We start from the raw sequence: 23,322 nt of genomic DNA, 5'->3' as shown, positions 1-23,322 counted from the left end.
TCACTAGAACATAAGGGGAACATTTGAAGTGATGTTGCCCCATGACCGCTGTACCGATTCCCTCTTCCCGGCCGTCCGCCGAACAGCTTGCGACGCTTCGCGAGGCGGTCGCGCGCGTCGCCGCGGCGCGCGGTCCGGTGCTGCCCTTCGGCGTCGGCCCGCTCGATCATTTGCTCGCCGGCGGCGGCCTCGACGGCGCGGGCCTGCATGAGATCGCCGCGGCCTCGGCAAGCTGGAGCGACGACGCGGCGGCGACGCTCTTTGCCGCCGGCATTGCCGCGCGCTTTGCGGCGGCACCGGGGGTGTCGGCGCTGTGGGCGCTGACGCGCTTCGATCTTTATGCGCCGGGTCTTGAGCAGGCGGGGCTAAGCCCCGAGCATATTCTCTACGCGCAGGGCAGATCCGACCGCGACCTGCTGGCCATGTGCGAGGATGCGCTGCGCGACGGGTCGCTCGCCTGCGTCATCGCCGAGGTCAAGGCGGCCGACCAGACCGCGACGCGCCGGCTGCAGCTCGCGGCCTCGGAGGGCAATACGCCGATGCTGCTCTACCGGCGCTACCGCCGATACGGCCAATGTCCGCTCGCCGATCCGTCGCTCGCAATGACCCGCTGGCGTATCGGCACATTGTCGTCGGGCCGGCTGACGGCGCCGGGCGTCGGGCGCGGGCGATGGAATGTCGAACTTGTCCGGCAGCGCGGCGGCCCGCCCTTTTCCCTCGAACTGGAGGCGTGCGATGACCAGGGTCGCCTCGCTCTTCCTGCCGCAGCTGCCGATCGAGCGGTTGCGGCGGGCGGAGCGGCCAAGTTCGCCGCCTGAACCCGCGCGGCCTGGCCCGCGCTTTCCCGAGCCTGTCGACGACAATCCCGGTGCCTGCTCGGTGCCGCGCGGTGGTGGCTGGCGTCCCGGCGCGCGCTGGGCGCATGACGCACGTCCCGACGCATCGGCGATCGACGCGCTTCCCGCGCACCAGCGACCGACCATGCGCGAGCTCGGGCGGCGCAGCGAAGCGGCTTCGCCCATATTTCGAACCCTGCGAAGCGATGACGGGCCGCCGCCGGGCGCGGCCGCGCCGATCATGCCGCTCTGGGGCGTCCGCCCGACGATCCTCGTCGCGCGAACCGGCCAGCGCGATCTTGTGACCGCCGTCTGCCCCGCGGCGCTCGACCTTGGCCTGGTTCCCGGCATGGCGGCGGCGCACGCCCGCGCGCTCGTGTCCGATCTCGACATATGCGATGCCGACCCCGATGCCGATCGGGCATGGCTCGACCGGCTTGCGCTCCACGCCGCCCGCTATTGGACACCGAGCGCAGCGGTCTCGGGAAGCGACGGCCTCTGGCTCGACCTGTCGGGGACGACGCATCTTTTCGGCGGCGAAGAACGCTTCGCGGCGCGGCTGCTCGGCTTTTTGAAGCGCCTCGGCTTCAGCGCGCGTGTCGCGATCGCCGGCACGCCGGGCGCCGCTCACGCGCTCGCGCGCTATGGCGGCGCGAGCGTGCGGATCTTGCCGGAAGGCGGCGAGGGGGAGGCGCTGGCGCCGATGCCGCTGGCGGCGCTCCGGCTGACGCCGGACGCACTTGCCGCGGCAGCGCGGTTCGGGATCGAGCGGATCGCCGATCTCTATCCGATGCCGCGCGGGCCGCTCGCGCGGCGGCTCGGACGCGCCGCGGTCGAGCGGCTCGACCAGGCGCGCGGCCATGTGCCCGAACCGATCGTGCCGGTCATCCCCTTCGAAATGCCCGAGGCGCGGCGCGCGCTCCTCGAGCCGATCGGCACGGCCGAGGCGATCGAACAGGTGATTTCGGACCTCCTCGGCGATCTCGTGCCGCAGCTGCGCGAGCGGAGCCTTGGCATCCGCAGCCTCGTCCTGCGCTGCGATCGCGTCGACATGGGACAGCAGCTCATCACGATCGGGACGGCGCGGGCGACGCGCGATGCGAAGCATCTGCTCCGCCTCTTCAGGCTCCGGATCGACCGGATCGAACCGGGTCTCGGGATCGAGACCATGCTGCTCGCCGCGCCGCAGGTCGAACCGCTCGCGCCCGAGGCGATCGGCGCGGGGTTCGACACGGCACGCGAGGCGCCCGACCTCGCTCCGCTCGTCGATGCGCTGGCCGGCCGTGCGGGCGAGGCGGCCCTGTTCCGCCTGTCGGCGATCGAAAGCGATGTTCCCGAACGCGCGATCGGCCGCGCCGACCCAATGGCCAAGCCTGTCGGCTGGCCGGTCTGGACGCGGCCCGTCCGCATGCTGACGCGGCCCGAAGCCCTGTCGGGCGTCGTGGCCCTGCTTCCCGATCATCCGCCGCGCCGCTTCGCCTGGCGCGGGCGGAGCTACAGCGTCGTCGCGGGCGACGGACCCGAGCGCATTCATGGCGAATGGTGGCGGCGTGTCGGCGAGATGTGGGCGGTGCGAGACTATTTCCGGGTCGAGGCGGAAAGCGGCGAGCGCTTCTGGCTGTTCCGCCGCGGCGACGCCGTTACCGACAATAGCGGCGATTTGAGCTGGTATATGCATGGCGTGTTCGGATGACGGCGCCTGCCACGACCTATGTCGAGCTCCAGGCGACGAGCCATTTTTCCTTTTTGCGGGGCGCGTCTTCGCCCGAGGAATTGTTCGCGGCCGCGTCGCTCCTCGGCCATTCGGCCCTCGGGCTCTGCGACCGCGGCAGCGTCGCCGGCATGGTGCGCGGCCTCTCGGGACAGGAGGCGACCGGCGTGCGGATGATCGCCGGATCGCGCGTCGACCTGCGCGACGGCCGCTCGCTCCTGCTCTATCCGAAGGATCGCGCGGCCTGGTCGCGGCTGACGCGCCTGCTCTCCCTCGGCAAGGCGCGCGGCGGCAAGGGCAATTGCTGGCTCGACTGGCCCGATATCGCGGCCTGGGCCAAGGGATTGGTGGCCATATTGGTTCCGGGGGAAGCCGACGAGCGGACGCGCCTCGATCTCGGCGAGCTGCGCGAGACCTTCGGTCTCGACGCCTATCTCGCGCTCTCGCTCCGCCGGCGTCCCGGCGATTTCGCGCGGCTGCGCGCGCTCGACGCCTTGGCGCGCGATGTCGGCGTGCGGCCCGTGGCGACCGGAGACATTCTCTACCATGCGTCCGATCGCCGACCGCTGCAGGATGTGCTGACCGCAATCCGCGAGAAGACGACGATCGATGCGCTCGGCTTCAAGCGCGAGCGCTTCATGGACCGCGCGCTCAAATCGCCCGCCGAGATGGAAAGGCGCTTCGCGCTCTTCCCCGACGCGATCGCGGCGAGTGCCGATATCGCGGCGGCGTGCCGCTTCGACCTCGCCGAGATCAAATATCAATATCCCTATGAGGAAGTGATGGCGGGCCGAACCGCCCAAGAGGCGCTCGCCGCGCTGGCCGAAGAGGGCGCGGCACGCATGTTTCCGGGCGGGGTTCCGCCTGCCTACCGGAAACAGATCGACCATGAGCTGCGACTGATCGGCGAGCTCGGTTACGCGCCCTATTTCCTGACCGTGAATTCGATCGTCGCCGAAAGCCGGCGCCGCGGCATATTGTGCCAGGGCCGCGGATCGGCGGCGAACAGCTGCGTCTGCTTTCTGCTCGGCGTCACCTCGATCGACCCGATCAAGCACGAGCTGCTCTTCGAGCGCTTCGTATCGGGCGAGCGCAAGGAGCCGCCCGATATCGATGTCGACTTCGAGCATGAACGGCGCGAGGAAATCATCCAGTGGATCTACGAGACCTACGGCCGTCACCGCTCCGCGCTGACCGCCGTAGTCACGCGCTACCGGACGCGCGGCGCGGTGGCCGAGGTGGGGAAGGCGCTCGGACTTCCACGCGACCTCACCAAGATGCTGACCGGCCTCGTCTGGGGCTGGTCGATGGACGGCATTCCCGAGGAACGGATCGCCGAGCTCAATCTGAACGCCGACGATCATCGCCTGCGCCTGACGCTCGATCTCGCGCGCCAGCTGATCGGCACCCCGCGGCACCTCTCGCAGCATCCGGGCGGCTTCGTGCTGACCGAGGAAAGATTGGACGATCTCGTGCCGATCGAGCCAGCGCGCATGGAGGACCGGCAGATCATCGAATGGGATAAGGACGATATCGACGTCCTGAAGTTCATGAAGGTCGATGTCCTCGGCCTCGGCATGCTCGGCTGCATGAACCGCGCCTTCAACCTGCTTCGCGAGCACAAGGGAATTTCTGTCGGCATGGCCGATCTGCAGGATGACGATCCCGCGGTCTATGGCATGATCCAGAAGGCCGACACCCTCGGCGTCTTCCAGATCGAAAGCCGCGCGCAAATGTCGATGCTGCCGCGGATCAAGCCCAAATGCTTCTACGACCTCGTGATCGAGGTCGCGATCGTGCGGCCCGGGCCGATCCAGGGCGACATGGTGCATCCCTATCTTCGCCGCCGCGAAGGCAAGGAGAAGCCGGAATATCCCAAGCCCGAGCTGCGCGCCGTGCTCGAAAAGACGCTCGGCGTCCCGCTGTTCCAGGAGCAGGCGATGAAGGTCGCGATCGTCGGCGCCGGCTTCACGCCGGTCGAGGCCGACCAGCTGCGCCGCGCGATGGCGACCTTCAAGCTCACCGGCGGGGTCTCGCATTTCTACGACAAGCTCGTGGGAGGCATGGTCGAGCGTGGCTATCCCGAGGATTTCGCCGAGCGCACTTTCAAGCAGATCGAAGGCTTCGGGAGCTATGGTTTTCCCGAGAGCCACGCGGCGAGCTTCGCCAAGATCGCTTATGCCTCCTGCTGGATGAAGCATCATCATCCCGATGTCTTCTGCGCCGCGCTGCTCAACGCGCAGCCGATGGGATTCTATGCGCCCGCGCAGATCGTGCGCGATGCGCAGAAGCATGGCGTCGAAGTGCGCCCGGTCTCGATCAACGACAGCCACTGGGATTGCACGCTGGAGGAGACCGGCGGGCGCTATCTCGCGGTGCGCCTCGGCTTTCGCCAGGTGCGCTCGCTCGCCAATATTCATGGCGCCGCGATTGTCGGTGCACGCGGCGATCTTCCCTATGATTGCGTGGAAGATGTCTGGCGGCGCGCCGGCGTGCCGCGCGCCGCGATCGAGCGGATCGCCGAGGCCGACGGCTTCGCCTGTCTGGCCGAGGACCGGCGGCAGGGGCTCTGGAAAGTGCGGGGGCTAGGCGAGGCGCCGCTGCCGCTGTTCGCGGCAGCGGACGCGCGCGAGTCGAGCTTCTCGCCCGAAGGGCTCGAACCCGCGACCGCGCTACGCCCGATGACCGAGGGCCGCGAGGTGGTGGAGGATTATCGCACGTTGCAGCTATCGCTGCGCGCGCATCCGCTGAGCTTTTTGCGCGAGGAGCTAGACGCGATGGGGATCGTCCGCTGCGCGGATCTCCCGCATATTCGCGACGGGCGGAATATCGAGGTCGCGGGCGTGATCCTCGTGCGGCAACGGCCCGGCTCGGCGAAAGGCGTGCTCTTCGTCACGATCGAGGACGAGACCGGCATCGCGAACGGCATCCTCTGGCCCGATCGCTTCGATATCTACCGCAGGCCGGTCATGTCGGCGTCGATGATCGCGATGCGCGGACGGCTCCAGAAGGAGGGCGAGGTCATTCACATCATCTGCGACCGGATCGTCGATCATGACGCGATGCTGCGGAACGTCGGGCGCAGCGATCTTTCCATCGCGCCGGGACGCGGCGATGGGGCGCGGAACGGGGGCGGGCCGGATAGCCGCGAGCCCGCCTTGCGTATCCGGAGCCATGATTTTCATTGAGTGAGCCGAATTGCCAGGTTGGCCAGCACGATTGGCATGAGGTAGGATTCGGAAAACCTATGGCTGATCGGTGGACTTAACGCGCCTCCGGCAATATCTGATCCAGCGGCACATTCTGTACAAATTCAACCTTTAAGGCATCATGCTCACGCCCGTCTTGCCAGCTGATCGAAATCCAACTTTCTGAAGCCGGATGCCTGATCTCAATTCGGCTGGGCCGATATTTGGCGGCCGCGAGGAGCGGATATTTCTCGATATCGAGCTTTTCGAGCAGGAGCAGGAAAATGAAGCCTAAGATGCTGACCTGTAGGGCGACGATTTCCTCTGCTTCATTGAGCCAGGGCACGAGCTGAAACCGTGAATGGTTCACTATCATGTCGCCTTCGCTCATCAGGCAATAAAGGCCGGCCCTGTCGGGCCACGCCGTCGGATCGTCGAGCATGGCAACAACCATGTGATCCTGAGCGAAAGCGCCTGACAATTTCTCATCACCGCGGGCGAGATTGCCGGACACCGCGAGCGCTTTCGCCGTCTTCAAAAGCCAGACCTCCAGGTCGTGACCCGAAATTAAGGCCATGCGCGGTTCTCCGGCATCCACCTCGAGATAGCTTTTCAGGGAAGCAAAGAAATGACGTACCGCGCTGTCGATCGGACTGAGTGCGCTATTGTGCTTCGTGCACAGGCAGTTGGCCCTGAGACTCTGCGCACCCAGTATTTTTTCTTCACCCTTGTCGAGCCAAGGCACTCCCGAGATCGAGAAGCCGCCGTCTCCCTTCAGCACTTCGATTACGGATTCCGAAATGAGGTGCTCGCCCGATATCGGGCCAACGCACGACCCCAGTTCCTTCATGTAGCAGCGCTCGACTGAAGAGGCAGCCGGTAGCGCCTGAAGCCCCAAGGCGCTGGCGGGACGATGCCATCGGCGACCGTCAAAGCAACAATCGCGCGCGACCCTAGCCGATCCGCAGGGACAAGGCAGGCCTAGCACGATTTCGCGCTTCCGCTTGGCTTCCCCCATTGTAATACCTCTCAAACATTAAGCCGTGGTTCGATAGCATTAAACCCTGCGATATGTTGTTGAACTCGCCCATCCAGAATGATGTCAAGCTCGACCGGCACGCGAATCGATTTCTGTGGATATGGAGGAAGACCGACGGCCAGCTCACGGAACCCGGGATCGGCGCGCGATAGCTGCCAGTTGTCGCAGCCCGTCTGCCGGACTAGATCAGACTTATGGCTGGGGGCGTGATCAACTTCTACAGGAATTGCGTGAAGCGAGCTTTCGCCGGCTGGTTCAAGCGGGTTGAGGGCTGGGCCAGTACTTTAGCCCTGCTGGTTGCCATCATCCTGCTCTTTGTCACGCCGCCGCCTTCGATCAAGGCTTCGCTGCAAGACGCACCGACATGGTTCTTCCTCGCTGTATTTGTCAGCTTTGTGCTCTTCCGTCTCATCCTTGCGCCATACCAGCTATTCAGCGAAGAGCGGGCCGCTCGCGAAGCGATCGAACAGGCAAGAATGCCGCGACGTGAACTGGCCTTGCCGGACCCACCACTGATTCAATCGATCGATACCCAGGGGACTACGTCCGAAACCCTTGCCGGCACGCGCCAGACCATCGTCACGGGCTGGGAACTAGATGTAGCCTCGCTGACCTGCTTCAACGCTGGCGAACAGATTGCCACCGAATGCCACGCGCGACTGATGTCGGTAACGAAGATCGATGCGGCAGGTGAGGAGCATCTTCGAGTGATCACGCCGGTCCTGCTCCCGTGGGAAAAAGAAGACCCCGAAACGCACCTCGTTACAGACATCGCTCCCAACGAAACGCGGCGCATCTGGGTTGGCGGCGTTCGTGGAACAGGTCATATCTGGCTCTTCCGCTCTGCGAAGAGCTTGCCTCTCGAACATCAACAACTCCTCGGAACGCCCGGCACATATCGCCTTCTTATACAGGTAGATGGCAAGAATATTCCGCCGCAGCAGATCGAGCTCGAGATTGTCGCAGAGGCGGGCGAGCGCCCTGTTAGCGGAATGCAACGGGGCAGGGCCGAGGTTTCCGTCAAGGCGCGCGGCGCCCCGAGGATTGGAGAGACCGGGACGGCATGACAAATATACGTGTCGATACCCGGCTACGGCCAACCCGCTTCGGCTTTTTGGTCGCGCCGAACGATAGGGCCGCGCTGAGAGAAGTTTTTGCAATCTCTACCTGCTTATGGGGCGGCAAATTTAATCCGATCATCCCGACGTTCGCTAACCGCCCGGCATGGTGGGACCGACAGGGCGCGAGGATCGAAAGCGCCGAGCAGATCATTAACGGCTACCTCGACTATTTCGAACCAGACATCCTTGTCGAAACTCGTCCAGGGCAAGCGCAGGGGCTCGGGTACGCGAGCGAACGCGTCATCACGCTGCAGAACCTGGCGCCTCCGTCGAGTCAGGCGCGAAACGCTTGGACGGAAACAACCGGTCTCGATGTCGGCGCGCTATATGGTCACCTCTACGAACGCGAATTTCAGTTCACGCGGCGCCGGCCCGGAAAAGTGGTGAGGATCGTGCCGGAAAGGCCCTCTCTGGCGAATCTCGTTGGCTGCGTATTCGGCAGTTTTCCGCAGAAGAGCGCCTTGAACGACCTTGAGCGAGCGTTCGATGAAGTCTTCACACCCGAACACATAACGCTTTCAAGCGAGACCGTGGCCGATATCATCGCCAACAACTGGATGAATCCGCTGCACGTCACGCACGACGGGCTTGATATTCAATATTCCCATCGCATGGATCCCAAGGCGTTTGTCTTTGACGGTACGCATCCAGGCGATCTCATCGACTATTGGAATCTTCGGGCTGGCGTCCAGCCCGTCGTCCCGATACCCACGCAGTACGCTGCCGAGCTGGGTCCGTTCGTTCGTAAGTTTGTCGAACGCAACTATCGACCGCTTCCCGGAAATTCCCACGGCGTGATGATCCATCCAACGGTGATGTTTGGGCGCTCTATTGCGACCGATGCGATCGAGCCAATGTTCGAGAAACATTTCAGGGTCGACATTGAAGGCGCGAATTGCGTTCAGGCTTGGTACCCAGCTTTCTGGAGGCCGACGTCCGACATAATGGTAAGTCCGACCCGGCCAAAGGTTACGGCTGCCGAGGGGAGCCACAGCATTCCGCTTGACGATGAATCGCCATCACTTCAGTTCGATATGTTGAAGCATCCTTTTGCGGATAGGTTCGGCGGTCAAGCGCGCTGGGCGCATGTCGTGAAGCTGTCCGACTGGTCCCGCGACGGCAGTATCGCAACAACCTATCCCGAAGAATATCGCAACTCCCGGCGCCCCAATTTCGGCGGCGGGCTCGGCAAGATACGTTCGACGAGCGAAGGCTTCGTCGAACTCGCCGATTATGTTCTCAACACGCATTACTGGCAGCTCGAGTCTAATGTATCCGCGATCACGACTTGGCTCTCCGACCGCAAAATCGAGACGTTCCTTTCCGATTCAGGCCGTGCAACTCAGCAGATCATTCACACGCTTGGCGGGCTTCGTCGCGTCTCGTCGATCGCAAATCCGGCGATCGTGCAGTTCCTCGAAAAGATCAGTCGAAGTCCGATCTCCAAGAGCATGGAACATAACCAGTTCCGTAACCGCATTGCACAGGCGATAAAGGGAAGCCTCTGGAACCGCGATGCCGTTCGGACGCTGATCGAGCAGAACGCGGTCGAACTCGGACTGGAAGTCCGCTGCGACAAATGCGGTAGCTGGAGCTGGTATCAACTTTCGGGACTGGACGCTGCACTGAAATGCAGTCTCTGCCTCAAGTCTTTCGCATTTCCCGCGATCAATCCGGCCGGGAGTGATCGGGCACGCTGGGCATATCGGCTCATCGGTCCATTTGCACAGCCGAACTACGCGCAGGGCGGATATGCGGCGGCGCTTTCCATTCGTCTCTTCGCCGAACTCCTTGAGAGCGGTCCGGAACAGAACCTGACATGGTGTGCGGGGCAAGAGATGAGATTTCCAGATGGTCTGAAGATCGAGGCGGATTTCATTCTTTGGTATCGGCGCCGCGAGACCTTCGGAAGCACTCCGAGGACGCAGCTCGTGTTCGGCGAAGCTAAGAGTTTCGGAAAGGAATGCTTCGGGGACGATGATGTTGCACGCATGAAAGCCCTCGCGCTCGCGTTTCCGGGAGCCATCCTCGTTTTTGCAACTATGAAGCCCGCGAGTGAATTGTCGCGCGACGAAATCAAACGTCTGTCATCGCTTGCGCTTTGGGGGCGCCACTATGAACGTCAAAAACGTCAATCGCGCGCTCCGGTCATCATCCTGACTGGGACCGAACTCTTTGCGGATTATGCGGTCAGCAAGAGCTGGGAGGAGCTTGGCGGCCGCCACGCGGAACTTGTGAAGCCCGCTTATGTCAGACTAGCAAACCTGCGAGTTCTGGCTGATTTGACGCAGCAGCTTTGCCTCGGGCTCGAACCATATCACGACACGGAGAGGCGAAAGTGGGCCCGCCGATCCAAGGGAAAAAAACTCACCCAGGATTGATAAGAGCAAAGGAGCCGGACCACGGCCATTCGGCTGGGAATAGGCTGTTCGCGGCAACTCTGGCCGAGGAGGGAGAGCCTTAGCCCTCAGCTTTTGGTCAGCCGCGCTCGCTGCCTCTCCTTTCCCTGCACGGGAGCCTGTCCCTCATTTGCCGCCTGATTACGGGCCTCGGCTCGCCTAGTGCCGTCAACCCCCAGCGGGGGTTCGCCCTCGCGTGCCGCTCGGTGACGGCGGCTCACGGCCCCTCCTTCTGGCGCCATCGGGAGAAGGTCCCGAGCAACCAAGGAGACTTCAAATGGCAAGCATCGCAAACCTCACCGTCAAGGACGACGGCAGCCTCGAAGGCAATCTCGCAACCCTGATGGTCACCGCGCCGATCGCGATCGTCCCGAACGGCCGCAAGGCGAAGGACAGCGAACCCGACTATCGCGTCATCAGCCGCAAGAATGGCTTCGAACTCGGCGCCGGCTGGGTGAAGACCTCGCAGGCCGGTGCCGAATATATCTCCGTGTCGCTTTCGGCCCCCGAACTCGGGCAGATCTTCTGCAACGTCGCGAATGCGCCTGGCGACGATCCGTCGAAGAAGGTTCTGATCTGGAACCCCCCGAGCTGAGCGAGCTTCTGGCTCCGCCGTCAGGCGGAGCCAGACCTTCCGATCGCAGCGAATTCTTCGGACGACAGATGTTCACGCATCAGATGCTCCAGTTCGTCCGGACTGAACTCGGACGCGCTGTGCGGATCCATCCCGCGTTCGAGCCTCGATCGCATGATCTCGTGCATCGCGATCGTCAGCGCGGGGTAGCGACGAATTCCAAGGCCGATCAATTGCCCGTTCCGCTTGGCTGAAAGCTGTCCATCGCCCTCGATCCATTCGATCTGGGGATCGGGGATGAAGATGATCTCGGTCTCTTCAAGCGACGACGGGGTGATGCACATATATTCGTGCCCGTTGGTGAGAAGGCTGTGAAGAACGAGGTCGGACCCTTGGACCCACCAACCTACCACGGCCCGCGACTGGCCTGTCCAGTCGTTCGCCTCATACCACCGAGCATTCGCGTGACAGTGATTGGCCGGCATTCTCATCCACGCGAGATCCTCCGCGGGCATCCGGCGTGCCCGGAAGGCTGGAAGCGCGACAACTTCCTCGAAGAGCGCTTTTTCCCAAGGCGAGGGCGGGAAGGTCCAGCCTTCGACCTGTTCGAAAAGGCGTTTCCGCATGGCCTCCCTTCGCAGTTTTGCCTCGCCCATTCTTCCTCCGCTCCCTGATCGTCGCTTGCGCGGGATGTCGCACCGGTAGGCGGTGGCTGCAAGATGCGTGGCTTCCATCTCCGCGGGACCATCCCCGCTCTCGATTGCCGCTAATCCCTTGGCCGAGGCCCGGCCTCCTACAGTCAACCCCTGCGGGGTCCCTGCGCAAGCTTGGGCCGCGGCTGCGCCGCGGTGACTGCGGCCTGTCCCCGTCCGGCGGGGCGACTGTCGAGCGGGAATGGTCCCGCTCCCGGACAGGAGCCTCGATATGCCGCTTTCCACCGCCCAATCCTTCGCCTGGAGCATGGCCCGCACGATGATGACGATCATCGTCCTTATTGAAACCGGCCAAGGATTCTCGGTCATGCCGCTCGACGAATTCGACGGCGACCCGGCTTGCATCGTCTGCGAATATGACCCGTTCAATCGCTGATATGCCCGGACATTTCGCCCCAAGGTGGTTCCACTTCCGGTTCCGCCTTCGGGGCTTTTTTGCTATGTCCGCCGAGCAGAATGCGCTGTGGTGGTGGTGGAGAGCGCGTCCGACGGGAGGACGCTTGTGACCTTTATGATCATCCTCGGGACCGTCGCCGGTCTCTATCTCATCATGCTGCTGTTCCGGCTCGCGGCAATCGCACTGCCGCTCTACGCTGGCATCGGCGCTGCCTTCTGGCTGCTCGATCGCGGCCATGGTCCTGTCACCGCGATCACCGCCGGCCTGCTGTTCGGCGCATTCATCCTTTTGGCCGGGCGCTTGCTATGCGCGACATTGCCGCCGCTCTACCGCGCTATCCTCACGATCATTTTTGCCGTCCCGGCAGGCTTCGCCGGATATCAGGCGGCAAAGGGCCTTGCGGGCCTTGCCTTGTCCGAGGGTGCCTGGCTCGAAATCCTCGGCTTCGCGGGCGCGCTGACGGCGGCGGTCGCAGCATGGCGAAGCCTCGGAACGCCGCAGGCGCAAGATCCCGTATCGGACGCGCCGCTCGGAGCAGCGTCCGAAGCATGACGCCATGACGCGATATCCGTCGCTGCCGCTCTGCCATCTGCCCGTGCATGCCCTTCGCAGGGCGCCGCACCAGCACGGCCTCTTCGATTTGCGCGATCTGCCGGCAAGCCGCTGACGCTGGCCCGCTAGCCGCAACGGCGGCTTACCAAGACTTTCTTCCCCCGGCGTGCCTCCGTTCCTCGCGAAACAAGAAACTCTTGTCACCGCCATCCTCCGCATTCGCTCCGGGCCCAAGGGCTGCGGCGCGGTCCCTTGCCGGCTGCCGATGCGCATCGAGGCCGCGCTGGTGCGGCTCGAGATGCAAGAAGGACAACATCATGAGCAAGATTGGCAGCTTCAAACTGGTCTCGGGAGAATATCGCGGCGAGATCGTCACCCTGTCGGTGCAGGCCAAGTCGGTTCGCATCGTTCCCGAGAAGAACGCCAGCGGCAATGCGCCGAGCCACCGCGTCTTCGTCGGCGACGCCGAAGTCGGCGCGGCCTGGCAGAAGACGAGCCAGGACAAGCGGTCCTATCTTTCGGTCAAGCTCGACGACCCGAGCTTCGTCGCACCGATCTTCGCGCAGCTCTTCGCGGGCGAAGAGGGCGCATATGATCTGGTCTGGACCCGGCAGCAGCGCCGCGGCGACAATTGATCCCGCACGATATCGCCCGGCTCACGCCGGGCGATATTACATCCAGATTGAGCGCATTAGCGTGCGGGATTGAGACGGTTTTTGCGATAAGCTTATCCCTTGCGCGCCGGTAACCATGTCGCGGCAAGCGACAGAAACCGGCTGAAATTCAGCGGTTTATTCTCCTCAAACGGGTCGGAGGTGCGAATGGATCAGGTAACCGGGTGGCAATCGCCATATTTTCCGAAGATATTCGAACTATATGATCGCGCGGATTTCGCGCAGGAATTCCTGCGGCGAAGTCCCGCCTATCGCGGCGGCTACGCCTTCGCCGCGGCGGCTTCGGGCGCCGATCGGGCGCGGCTCTTCCGGCGGCTCGCCAGCCGCTGGGGGTTGGTCTTTCGCCTTCGATCCTGACCTCTCGGCAGCGGCCGCGCCCGCCCTCTGGCGGCCGCAGACCTGCGCCTTCGTCACGATCGCCCGGCCCGCTCCCAAGGGCTTCGAGGCCTTACGCCTCGCTGAAATCATCGATGGCCCCCAAGTGGCCGCCGAACTCCTGTCCTATCGCGAGTGGCACGTCGTGCTGCTTGCCGGGGGGCGACACTATCGCCTGCTGATCCGGCGCTGCCTGTCGAACGAACGCCTCGCCTTTCTGACGCCCGCCGACGCGCAGGTCGCGCTCCGCGCTTCGATGATCATGGCGTTGCACCGCGAGCTGCTCGATCTCGGCGGGAGCACTATTCCGCCTGACGCTGTGCCGGGGCCGTCGGAGCGCTGGCGCCTCGTGCAGTGGCTCCGGCTCCTCGACGCCATGGCCGAAGGCGCGCCCGCCCGCGAGATCGCCGCCACGCTGCTGCTCGCCGAGGCGCGCGACTATTCGGCATCCGAATGGGATGCATCGAGCGAGCGCCGCCGCATCGCCCGTTGGCAGCGCGCGGCCGTCGCGATGCGCGACGGCGGTTTCACCGCGCTGCTCCGCGCCGCCTGATCGGGACATTCCGCACCGCCGCGCTTTGTCCGTTCCGAATCCTTCCGGTGATTTTCCAAAACCTCCTTTCCGTTTCCGGAATCTCTCAGGGCTTCCGGTTCTTGGCAGGAGGCCCCTTTGCCCGACCGTACCGAGCCCGTCGTCCCGCGCTACCTTCGAACGAAGGAAGCGGCGGTGCACCTCAGCCTCTCGGCGACAACGCTCGAGAAGCATCGCTGCTACGGGACGGGGCCGCGCTTCCATAAACTTGGCGGCCGCATCGTTTATACGATTGCCGATCTCGACGCCTGGGCGGCGATCGGACGTAAGATCTCGACGTCGGATCCCGGTGCCGGCACCATCTCGCCGCTGCGTCCGGGGCGCCGCTGATGCGCGCGCCCGCCGCTCCGCGGCCGCCCAAAGCGGCTCCCGAAGTTGACCCGACCGGCGTCGGCGCCGCGTCGACGGCCAGCGGCCTGACCGATGTCGAAATGACGTGGATCGAGCAGCGCCTCGAGCAGTGGATACGCTTCGGCCGCGTTGCCGCCGAGCATATCGTTAATCGCCGCACCCGCGTCGTCTCCTTTCGTCCCGGCGCGACCTTCGCGTTCGTTCGCTGGACATCGAACGACTTCGGGACGATCCACTCGAACATCGCGATCGTCACGGCTGTTGTCGCCGGGTCGCCCTATTCGACCTATCCCTATGTTCGCCCCGGCGGCGAATTGTTGCTGCGGATCCACGGCTGGCCGAAGGTCGAACAGGTGCTGAAGGCGATCGATGCGATCGAAGCGTCGGGCGTCGATCCCTGCGATGTCGCGCCCGACCATTGGCGTCATATCGGCAGCCAGCTTGCCGCTGTCCGCCGTCAGCACCAATGGCACAGATTTGAGGTTGTGATTTAAGGAGGATTTGGGCTTCGTCGTAGTGACGAAGGAACGAAGATGAAGCCCAAATCCTCCTATTCAAAATCGCCGTCGAAGGCCCCTGCGGAGCAGGTGGTGAAGGATATCCGGCGGCAGACCCGGCGGCACTTCTCTGCCGAGGACAAGATCCGCATCGTGCTTGAAGGCCTTCGCGGCGAGGACAGCATTGCCGAGCTGTGCCGCAAGGAAGGCATCGCGCAAAGCCTGTACTACACCTGGTCGAAGGAGTTCATGGAAGCGGGCAAGCGCCGCCTGGCGGGCGACACTGCCCGTGCCGCGACCACCGGCGAGGTGCAGGATCTGCGCCGCGAAGCGCGTGCCCTGAAGGAATGCGTGGCCGACCTGACACTCGAAAACCGTCTGCTGAAAAAAAGCATGATCGCGGATGGGGGCGACGACGAATGAGGTATCCCGCATCCGAAAAGCTCGAGATCATCCGGATCGTCGAGCAGTCGCACCTGCCCGCCAAACGCACGCTGGACAAGCTCGGCATCGCCCGCCGGACGTTCTACCGTTGGTATGACCGTTATCTTGGGGGCGGGCCGGAAGCGTTACAGGATCGGCCATCGGCGCCGAGCCGCGTGTGGAACCGCATCGGTGACGACATCCAGAACCAGATCATCGAAATGGCGCTGGAAGCCGACGCGACCAATCTCAGCCCCCGCGAACTGGCGGTGCGCTTCACCGACGAGAAGCGCTACTTCGTATCGGAATCCACGGTTTACCGCCTGCTCAAGGCGCACGATCTGATCACCAGTCCGGCCTATGTCGTGATAAAGGCCGCCGATCAGTTCCACACCAAGACTACCCGCCCGAACGAGATGTGGCAGACCGACTTCACCTACTTCAAGATCATCGGGTGGGGCTGGATGTACCTCTCGACCGTGCTCGACGACTTCTCGCGCTATATCATTGCCTGGAAGTTGTGCACCAACATGCGTGCCGAGGATGTAACCGAAACGCTGGACCTCGCCTTGGCGGCTTCCGGCTGTGACAGCGCCACGGTGCTGCACAAGCCCCGGCTGCTCAGCGATAACGGCCCCAGCTACATCGCCGGCGAACTGGCCGAATATATCGAGGCCAACAAAATGAGCCATGTCCGCGGCGCTCCCATGCACCCGCAAACCCAGGGCAAGATCGAGCGCTGGCACCAGACCCTGAAAAACCGCATCCTGCTGGAGAACTACTTCCTGCCCGGCGACCTCGAAGCCCAGATCGAGGCCTTCGTCGAACATTACAATCACCAGCGCTATCACGAGAGCCTAAATAACGTGACGCCCGCCGACGCCTACTTCGGCAGGGCCCCGGCCATCATCGAACGACGAGAAAGGATCAAGCGACAGACCATCGAATATCGGCGCTTGCAGCACCGCAAGCTCGCCGCCTAACATCAACCCCCAGACGAGGCCCGCACTCCGCTAATCTACGCCGCGAGTTGTGCCGAATGTTCTGACGACGAACACTGATCGAGATGCCGCGTCGCGACGATATCTTCCTCGCTCGGTGACGGATCTCCGCTCGGGTGATTGTGGACGAGGATGAGGCCCGCCGCATTATGTTCCAGCGCGCGCCGGAAAATCGTCCTCGGATACAGGGCGAGCTGGCTCAGAGTTCCCTGTTGCAATCGCTCGTCGGCGATCAAGCGTCGCGAATTGTCGAGAAACAGAATCCTCAGCGTTTCGTCGTCGAGCGAACCCATCGAGGCGATGAGATAGCGCCGGAGTTCTGGGCTGAACGGATCGATCGCGATGGCACGAAGATCTCCGGCCATAGTTTCGAGGGCAGCCTCGCGCGCGCCGATTATGAGCGAAACGACCGGCGAGACGTCACCGAGGATACGACACAATGCTTCAGGCGCCGCCGACCAAATCCGGCCGATGCTCTGGAATTCGTCGAGGAGGACCTTGGCTAGGCGCTCGCAGTTGGCGGGTTCGACCGCCGCAATGAGCCGCGCCAAGATGGATCGCTGCCGTTCCGCGAGATCCTTTGCCGGTGCTGCCATGTAGCCGCAATGAGAAGCGGCGGGACCAGCCAGGAGGAGGACACCTGCATGATCAGATATGCTGCGGGATGCAGCGCAAAGTCTAAGTAGCGACTGAGATGGGCAAGGAGCGGGAGAATATGAAGCGCGGCTGCTATCATCGGCCAGAACCGATAGGCTATCAGCGCGAGGAACATCGTTGAACTCGCTCCGAACAGATCGATCGCAAGATGTCCGACGTCGAGGCTCGCATATTCCGGCGGTACGAGCAGGTGTAGCGCCTGATCCGATGCGATCATCGTTGCCGCGATGAGGGCCATCGCTCGCTCCGGGCCTCCGCCTCGACGGAGGGCATAACCGATTGCCACGAGCATGAGGATGAGGAAGGCCGCGATACGCATCCTCTTCTTTTTTCATGCTCATGGCTCTCGGTCAAACGAGCTCAGGCGACGGCCGAGAGCGGGACGACATTGGTGCCGGCAGTCTTCGGACATTCGTGAAGGTCATAGCCCGCAGTTTCCCGGCCGATATCGACGAGATCGCCATGAACACGGTGGATGTCGCCGCTGAGGTCGACGAGCGCCAGCTGCGCTGTGGCTAGCCGGCGGATCGTGGCATGACCCTTGACGACGGGAACGCCCGGTGTGTCGCGCCGAGCGGCAACGACGCTGCTCATGAGCGTCGAAATGGTGATGAGCGTATCGTCAACGCTGGTTTCAGCTGCAGCGACGTCCTGCTGGAGACGCGCGGTAGTGGGTGCGATTTCATTGGACATGACTTCTCCTGTTCCGGAGGCGGCATCCGCTCCGGCAATGTTCGGCGACAATGGAAGGGGGTCAGCGAGTAAGCAGCTCGGTAAGCGTCTGCCCGATAGACAGTCCGCCAAGACCTATCAGGACGACGACGGCGACGACCGTTAACGTGATCCCGATACGCGCTGCCGAACTATGGTCGGGCCTCAACAAATCCCCGAACGGAGAGCGTTTGCTCGATAGCCTACCCAGCATTTCGGAACTGTCTTTCAATTCCATCAGGTTGGGCGGGCTTCCGTTCGGGAATTCGGATCGCACCAATGTCGGTCGGTCGGGAACATCCACCGCGTCGTATGTCACGCGGTCGTATATCTGCTTGAGCTGCCCGTAGAGGAACGCGGTCTCGTTACGATCGCGCGCGCCGAGCGTGTCGCGCGCCGCATTCAGCCGCTGATCGACCGTATGCTTCGAGATATCGAGCAGCCTGGCAATCTCTTTCGATGTCTTATGTTCGATGAGCAGGTCGAGGCACGCGCGCTGCTTCTCGGTCAGGCGGTTCCAGCGATCTTCGTCAATATTTGGGCGCGACCCCGAATCATCCATGGTCTCACTCTTGTCACAAAGTCGCCGAGCGCAAGTCACAACGGGGTGAGTCGCGGTGAGTTCGTTCCGAATTGAAGAAGGTCGCCTTTCCTAACGCCGGTCATTCTTTCCTGTTGTTGGACGCACTGAATAACTTGTTGAAGCAAGCCTTTTTCTGCGTCTCTTACTCGTCCCCGTCGAGCCGGGCGCTGATGCCCCGCCGCAGAAACGGGGTAATCCATGGTCGCGGAACCGATACGACTGGAGGCTCATGGGCGCGGTGCGCGGATGCTCCGTACCGCGCTCGGCGGCGCTATCGCCGAATGGCTGGCCGACCCTTCCGTCATCGAAATCATGCTCAACCCCGATGGCCGCCTCTGGGTCGATCGGCTCGCCGCAGGGATCACCGATAGCGGTATTCTTCTCTCGCCGGCCGATGGCGAACGGATCATCCGTCTCGTCGCGCATCACGTCGGCGCAGAGGTTCATGCCGGCGCACCCCGCGTGTCGGCGGAGCTGCCCGAAGGGGGTGAACGGTTCGAAGGGCTTCTTCCCCCCGTCGTCGCCGCGCCGACCTTTGCGATCCGCAAGCCCGCCGTCGCGGTGTTCACGCTCGGCGACTATGTCGCATCGGGCATCATGGCGATGGGCGCCGCCGAAGCGCTGCGGCGCGCGGTTGCCGATCGCCTGAACATCCTCGTCGCCGGCGGCACGGGGACAGGAAAGACCACGCTCACCAATGCCTTGCTCGCCGAGGTTGCGAAGACCTCGGATCGCATCGTCCTGATCGAGGATACGCGCGAGCTGCAATGCGCTGCCCCGAACCTCGTCGCCATGCGCACGAAGGACGGCGTCGCCTCGCTATCCGATCTCGTCCGTTCGTCGCTGCGGCTCCGGCCCGATCGCATCCCCATCGGCGAGGTTCGCGGTGCCGAGGCGCTCGACCTGCTGAAGGCGTGGGGCACCGGTCACCCCGGCGGCATCGGCACGATCCATGCCGGCAGCGCGATCGGCGCGCTCCGCCGGATGGAGCAGCTCATCCAGGAAGCGGTCGTCACCGTCCCGCGCGCGCTTCTGGCCGAGACCATCAACCTCGTCGCGGTTCTGGTCCGCGACGGCAACGGCCGCCGCCTTGCCGAACTGGCGCGCATAGGCGGGTTGGACCCGGCGACCGGCGACTACCGCATCACTTCGCTCATCACCCCTGAAGGAGAAATCCGATGATCCATGCCCTCCGGCATGGCGCGCTTCGCGCCATGCTGTCCACTACCGCGCTCGCCGCCGCGCTGACCGTCTCGGTTCCGGCCTGGGCCGGCGGCTCGTCGATGCCTTGGGAAGCGCCGCTGCAGTCGATCCTCGAAAGCATCGAAGGGCCGGTCGCCAAAATTGTCGCGGTGATCATCATCATCGTGACCGGGCTCAGCCTCGCGTTCGGCGACACCTCGGGCGGTTTTCGCCGGCTGGTGCAGATCGTGTTCGGCCTGTCGATCGCCTTCGCCGCGTCGAGCTTCTTCCTGTCCTTCTTCTCCTTCGGCGGCGGAGCGCTCCTCTGATGAGCCGGGAAGGGGAGGTGCCGGGCTTTTTCGCGCCGGTGCACCGCGCGCTCGCCGAACCGATCCTGCTCGGCGGCGCGCCGCGCAGCCTTGCGATCGTGAACGGAACGCTCGCGGGCGCCATCGGCCTCGGCCTTCGCCTCTGGCTCGCCGGCCTCGCCATCTGGGCGATCGGCCATGCTCTCTCCGTATGGGCAGCCCGCCGCGATCCCCAGTTCGTCGACGTAGCCCGGCGTCACCTCAAATATCCCGTCTGGATGCGGCCATGATGAACCTCGCCGAATATCGCTCGAAATCCGCCCGCCTTGCCGACTTTCTCCCTTGGGTCGCGCTCGTGGGCGAGGGCGTGGTGCTGAACAAGGACGGATCGCTCCAGCGCACGGCGCGCTTTCGCGGTCCCGATCTCGAAAGCGCCACGCCTGCCGAGCTGGTCGCGGTCACCGCGCGCCTCAACAATGCGCTCCGGCGCCTCGGCTCGGGATGGGCGGTCTTCGTAGAGGCGCAGCGCGTCCCGTCGAATGCCTATCCGGTGTCCGACTTTCCCGACCCGGCCTCGGCGCTCGTCGACATGGAGCGGCGCGAACAGTTCCGCGAGGAAGGCGCGCATTATGAGAGCGCCTATTTCCTTACCCTGCTGTGGATGCCGCCGGCCGAGGACGCCTCGCGCGCCGAGGGCTGGCTGTACGAAGGCATGGCGCGGAGCGGCGTCGATCCGAGGGAGCATCTCGAGAGCTTTACCGACCGGACCAACCGCATCCTCCATCTCGTCGAGGGCTTCATGCCCGAGGCCGAATGGCTCGGCGACGCCGAGACGCTGACCTATTTGCACAGCACGGTGTCGACCAACCGGCACCGGGTTCGCGTGCCCGAGACCCCCGTCTATCTCGATGCGTTGCTGACCGACCAGCCACTCGCCGGCGGCCTCGAGCCGCGGCTCGGACGGTCGAACCTGCGCACGCTGACGATCACCGGCTTTCCGACCGCGACCTGGCCGGGCCTGCTCGACGAACTCAATCGGCTCGCCTTCTCCTACCGGTGGTCCACCCGCGCAATCATGCTCGACAAGACCGATGCAGCGAAGCTGCTGACGAAAATCCGCCGGCAATGGTTCGCAAAGCGCAAGTCGATCGCCGCGATCCTCAAGGAGGTGGTGACCAACGAGCAGTCGGTCCTCATGGATTCGGACGCCTCGAACAAGGCAGCCGACGCCGATATGGCCTTGCAGGAACTCGGCGCCGATCATTCGGGCATCGCCTATGTGACCGCGACGGTGACCGTCTGGGACGTCGACGCTGCGCTCGCCGCCGAGAAGCTCCGGCTCGTCGAGAAGGTCATCCAGGGCCGCGACTTCACCTGCACGATCGAAGGGATGAACGCGATCGAGGCCTGGCTCGGGAGCCTGCCCGGCCATGTCTATGCCAATGTGCGCCAGCCGCCGATTTCAACGCTCAATCTCGCCCACCTCATCCCCCTCTCGGCGGTGTGGGCGGGGGCGGAACGGGACGAGCATTTCGGTGACGCCCCCTTGCTGTACGGCAAGACCGAAGGCTCGACCCCGTTCCGCCTTTCGCTTCACGTCGGCGACGTCGGCCACTGCCTCGTCGTCGGCCCGACCGGCGCCGGCAAGTCGGTGCTTCTCGCGACGATGGCGATGCAGTTCCGTCGCTACCCGCAGGCGCAAATCTTCGCCTTCGACTTTGGCGGCTCGATCCGCGCCGCGGCGCTCGCGATGAGCGGCGACTGGCAGGATCTTGGCGGCGCGCTGCACGATGGCGATGGCGGGGTCGCGTTGCAGCCGCTGGCGCGGATCGATGAAGCCGCCGAGCGCAGCTGGGCTGCCGAATGGCTTGCGGCGCTGCTTGGAAGCGAAGGGGTCGCGATCGATCCGGCGGCGAAGGAGCATCTCTGGTCGGCGCTGACCTCGCTCGCGACTGCACCGGTCTCCGAACGAACGCTGACGGGCCTTGCCGTGCTTTTGCAGTCGCAGCCGCTCAAGCAGGCGCTCGCGCCCTATTGTATCGGGGGCCCGTGGGGTCGGCTGCTCGATGCCGACGACGAACGGCTCGGCGAAGCCCGGGTGCAGGTGTTCGAGACCGAGGGACTCGTCGGGGCCGCGTCGGCTGGCGCTGTGCTCACCTATCTCTTCCACCGAATGGCGGGCCGGCTCGACGGCTCGCCGACGCTCATCATCATCGACGAGGGCTGGCTCGTTCTCGACAGTCCGGCGTTCGCCGCGCAGCTTCGCGAATGGCTGAAGACGCTGCGCAAGAAGAATGCGAGCGTCGTATTCGCGACCCAGAGTCTCGCCGATATCGAGACATCGAACATCGCGCCCGCGATCATCGAAAGCTGCCCCACCCGCATTTTCCTGCCGAACGAACGCGCGGCCGAACCGCAGATCGCGCGGATTTACGAGCGCTTCGGGCTCAACGAGCGCCAGATCGAGATATTGAGCCGGGCGACCCCCAAGCGCGACTATTATTGCCAGTCGCGGCGCGGAAACCGCCTTTTCGACCTCGGGCTCGGCGAGGTGGCGCTCGCGTTCACCGCTGCTTCCTCGAAGACCGACCAGACGCGCATCGGCGAGCTCTTCGCCGCGCATGGAGAAGACGGATTTGCCGCCGCCTGGCTCTCCCACCGCAAGCTCGAATGGGCGGCCGAGCTGCTCTCCACCATCGCCGCCCCCAATGAGGAGTCCTCCCAATGAAGAAGAATTTTGCCCGTGCCGTCGCTGCTGCGCTGCTGGCATCGGCGGCCACCGGACCGATGGTTGCGGCGCCGGCAAGCGCGCAGATCGGCGGTATCGTCCATGACCCGCGCAACTATTCCCAGAACATCCTGACCGCCGCGCGCACGCTCGAGCAGATCAATAACCAGATCAAGCAGCTGCAGAACCAGGCGACCTCGCTCCTCAACGAGGCGCGCAACCTCCAGAGCCTCCCGGTCTCGACGCTCGGCGAGCTGCAGGCGCAGGTCGATCAGACCCGGCAGCTGCTCAGCGAGGCCGAGGGCATCGCCTATGACGTGACCGACATCCGCAAGGGCTTCGAACAGCGCTACAAGGGCACCGCCTTCTCGGGCACGGCGGCCGAATTGGTCGCCAATGCCGATGCGCGCTGGAAGGACAGCGTCGGCGCATTCGAAGATGCGATGAAGGTGCAGGCCGGCATCGTCTCGAACATGGGCGGCACCCGCACGTCGATCGGGACGATCGTCGGCGCCAGCCAGTCGGCGACTGGCGCGCTGCAGGCGGCACAGGCTGGCAATCAGCTGCTCGCCATCCAGTCGCAGCAGATCGCCGATCTGTCCGCCGTACTGAGCGCGCAGGGCAGGGCACAAATGCTCGACGCCGCGCGCGCCGCTGCCGCCGAGGCCGATGGCCGCGAACGCTTCCGCCGCTTCCGCAAAGGCAATTGA

General features: G+C 64.1%; 25 protein-coding genes. 19 read left to right on the top strand and 6 right to left on the bottom strand.

The window, feature by feature from the left end; translation table 11 throughout:
- Positions 1 to 41 precede the first annotated feature (41 nt).
- Genes SGRAN_RS16095 through SGRAN_RS16085 form a run of 3 tightly spaced genes read left to right on the top strand, consistent with a single transcriptional unit; the run spans position 42 to position 5,735 of the window.
- Positions 42 to 818 (top strand): ImuA family protein, encoded by a 777-nt coding sequence (locus tag SGRAN_RS16095; protein ID WP_210434160.1) that lies wholly within the window; start codon positions 42 to 44, stop codon positions 816 to 818.
- Positions 736 to 2,529, top strand: coding sequence for a DUF6504 family protein (locus SGRAN_RS16090; RefSeq protein ID WP_082737305.1), 1,794 nt, complete (start codon positions 736 to 738; stop codon positions 2,527 to 2,529). The genes SGRAN_RS16095 and SGRAN_RS16090 overlap by 83 nt, the downstream gene beginning before the upstream one ends.
- Complete coding sequence (locus tag SGRAN_RS16085) at positions 2,526 to 5,735, top strand: error-prone DNA polymerase (protein WP_067185360.1); 3,210 nt, start codon at positions 2,526 to 2,528, stop codon at positions 5,733 to 5,735. The genes SGRAN_RS16090 and SGRAN_RS16085 overlap by 4 nt, the downstream gene beginning before the upstream one ends.
- Positions 5,736 to 5,811: 76 nt before the next feature.
- Here SGRAN_RS16085 and SGRAN_RS22855 read toward each other — a convergent pair whose 3' ends face one another.
- Positions 5,812 to 6,585: a hypothetical protein gene (locus tag SGRAN_RS22855; protein WP_210434159.1), complete on the bottom strand. Its 774-nt coding sequence runs from the start codon at positions 6,583 to 6,585 to the stop codon at positions 5,812 to 5,814.
- 395 nt (positions 6,586 to 6,980) lie between these two features.
- Between SGRAN_RS22855 and SGRAN_RS16075 the strand changes: the two genes are divergently transcribed.
- The 3 genes from SGRAN_RS16075 (at position 6,981) to SGRAN_RS16065 (ending at position 10,889) form a co-directional block, all read left to right on the top strand.
- Positions 6,981 to 7,841 (top strand): hypothetical protein, encoded by an 861-nt coding sequence (locus SGRAN_RS16075; protein WP_148650904.1) that lies wholly within the window; start codon positions 6,981 to 6,983, stop codon positions 7,839 to 7,841.
- Entirely contained in the window at positions 7,838 to 10,276 is a 2,439-nt protein-coding gene (locus tag SGRAN_RS16070) for a hypothetical protein (RefSeq protein WP_067185356.1), read from the top strand. Before SGRAN_RS16075 ends, SGRAN_RS16070 begins: the two co-directional genes overlap by 4 nt.
- 295 nt (positions 10,277 to 10,571) lie before the next feature.
- A complete protein-coding gene (locus tag SGRAN_RS16065) occupies positions 10,572 to 10,889 on the top strand; it encodes a DUF736 domain-containing protein (RefSeq protein ID WP_067185354.1) in 318 nt (105 codons plus the stop codon).
- Positions 10,890 to 10,909: 20 nt separating this feature from the next.
- Here SGRAN_RS16065 and SGRAN_RS16060 read toward each other — a convergent pair whose 3' ends face one another.
- Positions 10,910 to 11,602, bottom strand: a complete 693-nt coding sequence (locus SGRAN_RS16060) for a hypothetical protein (RefSeq protein WP_148650903.1) — start codon at positions 11,600 to 11,602, stop codon at positions 10,910 to 10,912.
- A 190-nt stretch (positions 11,603 to 11,792) separates the two neighbouring features.
- Here SGRAN_RS16060 and SGRAN_RS22650 point away from each other — a divergent pair, with 190 nt between their 5' ends.
- From SGRAN_RS22650 to SGRAN_RS16020, 8 genes are all read left to right on the top strand, one after another.
- Positions 11,793 to 11,957: a hypothetical protein gene (locus tag SGRAN_RS22650; RefSeq protein ID WP_172709666.1), complete on the top strand. Its 165-nt coding sequence runs from the start codon at positions 11,793 to 11,795 to the stop codon at positions 11,955 to 11,957.
- Positions 11,958 to 12,083: 126 nt separating this feature from the next.
- Positions 12,084 to 12,530 (top strand): hypothetical protein, encoded by a 447-nt coding sequence (locus SGRAN_RS16055; protein ID WP_172709665.1) that lies wholly within the window; start codon positions 12,084 to 12,086, stop codon positions 12,528 to 12,530.
- A 317-nt stretch (positions 12,531 to 12,847) separates the two neighbouring features.
- Complete coding sequence (locus SGRAN_RS16050) at positions 12,848 to 13,165, top strand: DUF736 domain-containing protein (protein WP_067185346.1); 318 nt, start codon at positions 12,848 to 12,850, stop codon at positions 13,163 to 13,165.
- A gap of 186 nt (positions 13,166 to 13,351) precedes the next feature.
- Positions 13,352 to 13,561: a transcriptional regulator domain-containing protein gene (locus tag SGRAN_RS16045; RefSeq protein ID WP_067185343.1), complete on the top strand. Its 210-nt coding sequence runs from the start codon at positions 13,352 to 13,354 to the stop codon at positions 13,559 to 13,561.
- A 124-nt stretch (positions 13,562 to 13,685) separates the two neighbouring features.
- Entirely contained in the window at positions 13,686 to 14,132 is a 447-nt protein-coding gene (locus tag SGRAN_RS16040) for a DUF2285 domain-containing protein (protein WP_067185342.1), read from the top strand.
- A 117-nt stretch (positions 14,133 to 14,249) separates the two neighbouring features.
- Positions 14,250 to 14,501, top strand: a complete 252-nt coding sequence (locus tag SGRAN_RS16035) for a helix-turn-helix transcriptional regulator (protein ID WP_067185339.1) — start codon at positions 14,250 to 14,252, stop codon at positions 14,499 to 14,501.
- Positions 14,501 to 15,016, top strand: coding sequence for a DUF2840 domain-containing protein (locus tag SGRAN_RS16030; RefSeq protein ID WP_082737304.1), 516 nt, complete (start codon positions 14,501 to 14,503; stop codon positions 15,014 to 15,016). Before SGRAN_RS16035 ends, SGRAN_RS16030 begins: the two co-directional genes overlap by 1 nt.
- Before the next feature lie 39 nt (positions 15,017 to 15,055).
- Positions 15,056 to 16,425, top strand: a protein-coding gene (locus SGRAN_RS16020) for an IS3 family transposase (RefSeq protein WP_148650901.1) whose coding sequence is annotated in 2 segments (ribosomal slippage) — positions 15,056 to 15,403 and positions 15,406 to 16,425 — 1,368 coding nt in all. Because the reading frame shifts where the segments join, the coding sequence is not laid out codon by codon here.
- Between the two features lie 35 nt (positions 16,426 to 16,460).
- Here the strand turns inward: SGRAN_RS16020 and SGRAN_RS22645 are convergent.
- The 4 genes from SGRAN_RS22645 to SGRAN_RS16000 all read right to left on the bottom strand — a co-directional run bounded on the left by SGRAN_RS22645 (position 16,461) and on the right by SGRAN_RS16000 (position 18,373).
- Positions 16,461 to 16,994, bottom strand: coding sequence for a JAB domain-containing protein (locus SGRAN_RS22645; protein WP_067185337.1), 534 nt, complete (start codon positions 16,992 to 16,994; stop codon positions 16,461 to 16,463).
- Positions 16,946 to 17,419 carry a hypothetical protein gene (locus tag SGRAN_RS22640; RefSeq protein ID WP_067185334.1) on the bottom strand — a complete coding sequence of 158 codons (474 nt, stop codon included), beginning with the start codon at positions 17,417 to 17,419 and terminating at the stop codon, positions 16,946 to 16,948. The genes SGRAN_RS22645 and SGRAN_RS22640 overlap by 49 nt, the downstream gene beginning before the upstream one ends.
- 41 nt (positions 17,420 to 17,460) lie before the next feature.
- Positions 17,461 to 17,793 carry a hypothetical protein gene (locus SGRAN_RS16005; RefSeq protein WP_067185331.1) on the bottom strand — a complete coding sequence of 111 codons (333 nt, stop codon included), beginning with the start codon at positions 17,791 to 17,793 and terminating at the stop codon, positions 17,461 to 17,463.
- Between the two features lie 61 nt (positions 17,794 to 17,854).
- Entirely contained in the window at positions 17,855 to 18,373 is a 519-nt protein-coding gene (locus tag SGRAN_RS16000; protein ID WP_067185329.1) for a helix-turn-helix transcriptional regulator, read from the bottom strand.
- Positions 18,374 to 18,592: 219 nt separating this feature from the next.
- Here SGRAN_RS16000 and trbB point away from each other — a divergent pair, with 219 nt between their 5' ends.
- Genes trbB through trbJ form a run of 5 tightly spaced genes read left to right on the top strand, consistent with a single transcriptional unit; the run spans position 18,593 to position 23,322 of the window.
- Complete coding sequence (gene trbB / locus SGRAN_RS15995; RefSeq protein ID WP_067185327.1) at positions 18,593 to 19,576, top strand: P-type conjugative transfer ATPase TrbB; 984 nt, start codon at positions 18,593 to 18,595, stop codon at positions 19,574 to 19,576.
- Entirely contained in the window at positions 19,573 to 19,905 is a 333-nt protein-coding gene (locus SGRAN_RS15990) for a TrbC/VirB2 family protein (protein ID WP_067185324.1), read from the top strand. The genes trbB and SGRAN_RS15990 overlap by 4 nt, the downstream gene beginning before the upstream one ends.
- Positions 19,905 to 20,174, top strand: a complete 270-nt coding sequence (locus SGRAN_RS15985) for a VirB3 family type IV secretion system protein (protein WP_067185322.1) — start codon at positions 19,905 to 19,907, stop codon at positions 20,172 to 20,174. Before SGRAN_RS15990 ends, SGRAN_RS15985 begins: the two co-directional genes overlap by 1 nt.
- Complete coding sequence (gene trbE / locus SGRAN_RS15980; protein WP_067185320.1) at positions 20,171 to 22,612, top strand: conjugal transfer protein TrbE; 2,442 nt, start codon at positions 20,171 to 20,173, stop codon at positions 22,610 to 22,612. The genes SGRAN_RS15985 and trbE overlap by 4 nt, the downstream gene beginning before the upstream one ends.
- Positions 22,609 to 23,322: a P-type conjugative transfer protein TrbJ gene (gene trbJ, locus SGRAN_RS15975; protein ID WP_067185318.1), complete on the top strand. Its 714-nt coding sequence runs from the start codon at positions 22,609 to 22,611 to the stop codon at positions 23,320 to 23,322. The genes trbE and trbJ overlap by 4 nt, the downstream gene beginning before the upstream one ends.

It is taken from the genome of Sphingopyxis granuli, from assembly GCF_001559015.1.
GTDB lineage: Bacteria > Pseudomonadota > Alphaproteobacteria > Sphingomonadales > Sphingomonadaceae > Sphingopyxis > Sphingopyxis granuli.
The sequence above is the reverse complement of the archived record's forward strand: the minus strand, read 5'-3'. Positions and strand labels throughout refer to the sequence as shown.

Coding starts and splice junctions, on each gene's coding strand:
- SGRAN_RS16095 (WP_210434160.1), top strand. CDS start 42: ATGACCGCTGTACCGATTCCCTCTTCCCGGCCGTCCGCCGAACAGCTT.
- SGRAN_RS16090 (WP_082737305.1), top strand. CDS start 736: ATGACCAGGGTCGCCTCGCTCTTCCTGCCGCAGCTGCCGATCGAGCGG.
- SGRAN_RS16085 (WP_067185360.1), top strand. CDS start 2,526: ATGACGGCGCCTGCCACGACCTATGTCGAGCTCCAGGCGACGAGCCAT.
- SGRAN_RS22855 (WP_210434159.1), bottom strand. CDS start 6,585: ATGAAGGAACTGGGGTCGTGCGTTGGCCCGATATCGGGCGAGCACCTC.
- SGRAN_RS16070 (WP_067185356.1), top strand. CDS start 7,838: ATGACAAATATACGTGTCGATACCCGGCTACGGCCAACCCGCTTCGGC.
- SGRAN_RS16065 (WP_067185354.1), top strand. CDS start 10,572: ATGGCAAGCATCGCAAACCTCACCGTCAAGGACGACGGCAGCCTCGAA.
- SGRAN_RS16060 (WP_148650903.1), bottom strand. CDS start 11,602: ATGGAAGCCACGCATCTTGCAGCCACCGCCTACCGGTGCGACATCCCG.
- SGRAN_RS22650 (WP_172709666.1), top strand. CDS start 11,793: ATGCCGCTTTCCACCGCCCAATCCTTCGCCTGGAGCATGGCCCGCACG.
- SGRAN_RS16050 (WP_067185346.1), top strand. CDS start 12,848: ATGAGCAAGATTGGCAGCTTCAAACTGGTCTCGGGAGAATATCGCGGC.
- SGRAN_RS16045 (WP_067185343.1), top strand. CDS start 13,352: ATGGATCAGGTAACCGGGTGGCAATCGCCATATTTTCCGAAGATATTC.
- SGRAN_RS16030 (WP_082737304.1), top strand. CDS start 14,501: ATGCGCGCGCCCGCCGCTCCGCGGCCGCCCAAAGCGGCTCCCGAAGTT.
- SGRAN_RS22640 (WP_067185334.1), bottom strand. CDS start 17,419: ATGCGTATCGCGGCCTTCCTCATCCTCATGCTCGTGGCAATCGGTTAT.
- SGRAN_RS16005 (WP_067185331.1), bottom strand. CDS start 17,793: ATGTCCAATGAAATCGCACCCACTACCGCGCGTCTCCAGCAGGACGTC.
- SGRAN_RS16000 (WP_067185329.1), bottom strand. CDS start 18,373: ATGGATGATTCGGGGTCGCGCCCAAATATTGACGAAGATCGCTGGAAC.
- trbB (WP_067185327.1), top strand. CDS start 18,593: ATGGTCGCGGAACCGATACGACTGGAGGCTCATGGGCGCGGTGCGCGG.
- SGRAN_RS15990 (WP_067185324.1), top strand. CDS start 19,573: ATGATCCATGCCCTCCGGCATGGCGCGCTTCGCGCCATGCTGTCCACT.
- SGRAN_RS15985 (WP_067185322.1), top strand. CDS start 19,905: ATGAGCCGGGAAGGGGAGGTGCCGGGCTTTTTCGCGCCGGTGCACCGC.
- trbE (WP_067185320.1), top strand. CDS start 20,171: ATGATGAACCTCGCCGAATATCGCTCGAAATCCGCCCGCCTTGCCGAC.
- trbJ (WP_067185318.1), top strand. CDS start 22,609: ATGAAGAAGAATTTTGCCCGTGCCGTCGCTGCTGCGCTGCTGGCATCG.